Raw genomic sequence first — 3,052 nt, 5'->3', positions numbered from 1 at the left:
ATCCAAACCGTCCCCACGCATGAGTTTTGCTGAGAACGATCAAGCGCATAAGGGCTTCTGACGGATGCCTTGGCATTGAGAGGCGATGAAAGACGTGGCACGCTGCGATAAGGTCCGGGGAGGCGCGAGCACCCTTTGATCCGGACATTTCTGAATGGGGAAACCCACCTTTACAATCTGCGAATGTGATCTTCGGCTTCGGCCGGAGCTCAGGTTCGTTGGTTGTTCAAAGGTATAATGACCTGAATACATAGGGTTCATTAAGCAAACCCGGGGAACTGAAACATCTCAGTACCCGGAGGAAAGGACATCAACCGAGACTCCCGTAGTAGTGGCGAGCGAACCGGGACCAGGCCAGTGCTGTCGTGACATAAAGCCGAATGACTTGGAAAAGTCGGCCATAGCGGGTGATAGCCCCGTAGGCGTCAATTAGCGACAGACTCGAGTAGGGCGGGACACGTGAAATCCTGTCTGAACATGGGGGGACCACCCTCCAAGCCTAAGTACTCCTCAATGACCGATAGTGAACAAGTACCGTGAGGGAAAGGTGAAAAGCACCCCGACGAGGGGAGTGAAATAGAACCTGAAATCGGAAGCCTACAAGCAGTCGGAGCCACCTCGCGTGGTGACGGCGTACCTTTTGTATAATGGGTCAGCGACTTCATGTGCCGTGCAAGCTTAAGCCGATAGGTGTAGGCGTAGCGAAAGCGAGTCTGAATAGGGCGAATAAGTACGTCGCATGACGACCCGAAACCAGGTGATCTATCCATGAGCAGGTTGAAGGTAAGGTAACACTTACTGGAGGACCGAACCCGTGAATGTTGAAAAATTCTGGGATGACTTGTGGATAGGGGTGAAAGGCCAATCAAACCTGGACATAGCTGGTTCTCCGCGAAATCTATTTAGGTAGAGCGTCAGACGAATTCCTTGGGGGGTAGAGCACTGGATGGATGCGGGGGTCGCGAGATCTACCAATTCTAACCAAACTCCGAATACCCAAGAGAACTATCTGGCAGACACACGGCGGGTGCTAACGTCCGTCGTGAAAAGGGAAACAACCCTAACCATCATCTAAGGCCCCCAAGTACTGGCTAAGTGGGAAACGATGTGGGATTGCTTTGACAACCAGGATGTTGGCTTAGAAGCAGCCATCATTTAAAGAAAGCGTAACAGCTCACTGGTCAAGCGATCCTGCGCGGAAAATGTAACGGGGCTCAAGCCAGTCGCCGAAGGTATGGGTGTGCGTAAGCACGCGGTAGCGGAGCGTTCCGTAAGCCTGTGAAGGTCAGTCGTGAGGCTGGCTGGAGGTATCGGAAGTGAGAATGCTGACATGAGTAGCGACAAAGAGTGTGAGAGACACTCTCGCCGAAAGTCCAAGGGTTCCTGCGTAAAGCTAATCTGCGCAGGGTTAGCCGGCCCCTAAGGCGAGGCCGAAAGGCGTAGTCGATGGGAATCAGGTGAATATTCCTGAGCCAGTTGGAAGTGACGAATCCCGTAAATTGTCAGGGCTTATTGGATTGCTCCTGGCAGTGAAGGGGTTCCTGGAAATAACTCCAACGGAGACCGTACCCGAAACCGACACAGGTGGACAGGTAGAGTATACCAAGGCGCTTGAGAGAACTATGCTGAAGGAACTCGGCAAATTGCACGCGTAACTTCGGGATAAGCGTGACTCTCTTTTGGGCAACCAGATGAGAGTGGCACAGGCCAGGGGGTAGCGACTGTTTATCAAAAACACAGGGCTCTGCGAAGCCGCAAGGCGACGTATAGGGTCTGACGCCTGCCCGGTGCCGGAAGGTTAAAAGGAGGGGTGCAAGCTCCGAATTGAAGCCCCGGTAAACGGCGGCCGTAACTATAACGGTCCTAAGGTAGCGAAATTCCTTGTCGGGTAAGTTCCGACCTGCACGAATGGCGTAACGACTTCCCCACTGTCTCCAGCATAGGCTCAGCGAAATTGAATTCCCCGTGAAGATGCGGGGTTCCCGCGGTCAGACGGAAAGACCCTATGAACCTTTACTGCAGCTTCGCCTTGGCGTTAGCGGCAACATGTGTAGGATAGGTGGGAGGCTATGAAACCGGGGCGCCAGTTCCGGTGGAGCCATCCTTGAAATACCACCCTTGTTGTCGCTGACGTCTAACCGCAGCCCGTTATCCGGGTTCGGGACATGGCGTGGCGGGCAGTTTGACTGGGGCGGTCGCCTCCCAAAGTGTAACGGAGGCGCGCGATGGTGGGCTCAGAGCGGTCGGAAATCGCTCGACGAGTGCAATGGCATAAGCCCGCCTGACTGCGAGACTGACAAGTCGAGCAGAGACGAAAGTCGGCCATAGTGATCCGGTGGTTCTGCGTGGAAGGGCCATCGCTCAACGAATAAAAGGTACTCTAGGGATAACAGGCTGATTTTGCCCAAGCGTCCACAGCGACGGCAAAGTTTGGCACCTCGATGTCGGCTCATCACATCCTGGGGCTGGAGCAGGTCCCAAGGGTTCGGCTGTTCGCCGATTAAAGTGGTACGTGAGCTGGGTTCAGAACGTCGTGAGACAGTTTGGTCCCTATCTGCCGTGGGTGTACGAAGCTTGAGAGGATCTGTCCCTAGTACGAGAGGACCGGGATGGACACACCTCTGGTGGACCTGTCGTGGCGCCAGCTGCGCAGCAGGGTAGCTAAGTGTGGAATAGATAACCGCTGAAAGCATCTAAGCGGGAAACTAACCTCAAAACAAGGCTTCGCCGAGAGCCGTGGTAGACCACCACGTTGATAGGCCAGGTGTGGAAGTGCCGCGAGGCATGCAGCTTACTGGTACTAATCGCTCGATCGGCTTGATCGTTCTTAGTCAAACTCATGACTAATGCGCTTTGCTTGATGTCTTCTCTCTTCAACGTATCCGTTTCGTTGACCTGGTGGTTATACCGAGAGGTCCCCACCCGATCCCATCCCGAACTCGGTCGTTAAGCCTCTCTGGGCCGATGGTACTTCGTCTTAAGGCGCGGGAGAGTAGGTCGCCGCCAGGTCTACCAAACGGATACGTCAAACAACCCTTCAATACACAATCTC

2 rRNA genes are annotated in these 3,052 nt (G+C 54.2%); both read left to right on the top strand.

The window, feature by feature from the left end:
* Window positions 1-37 precede the first annotated feature (37 nt).
* Window positions 38-2,825 (top strand): 23S ribosomal RNA (locus AC1Q87_RS22215).
* Window positions 2,826-2,894: 69 nt separating this feature from the next.
* Window positions 2,895-3,009, top strand: a 5S ribosomal RNA gene (gene rrf / locus AC1Q87_RS22210).
* Window positions 3,010-3,052 lie beyond the last annotated feature (43 nt).

The organism is Phenylobacterium sp. GW823-FHT02A09 (assembly GCF_058797775.1).
The sequence above is the reverse complement of the archived record's forward strand: the minus strand, read 5'-3'. Positions and strand labels throughout refer to the sequence as shown.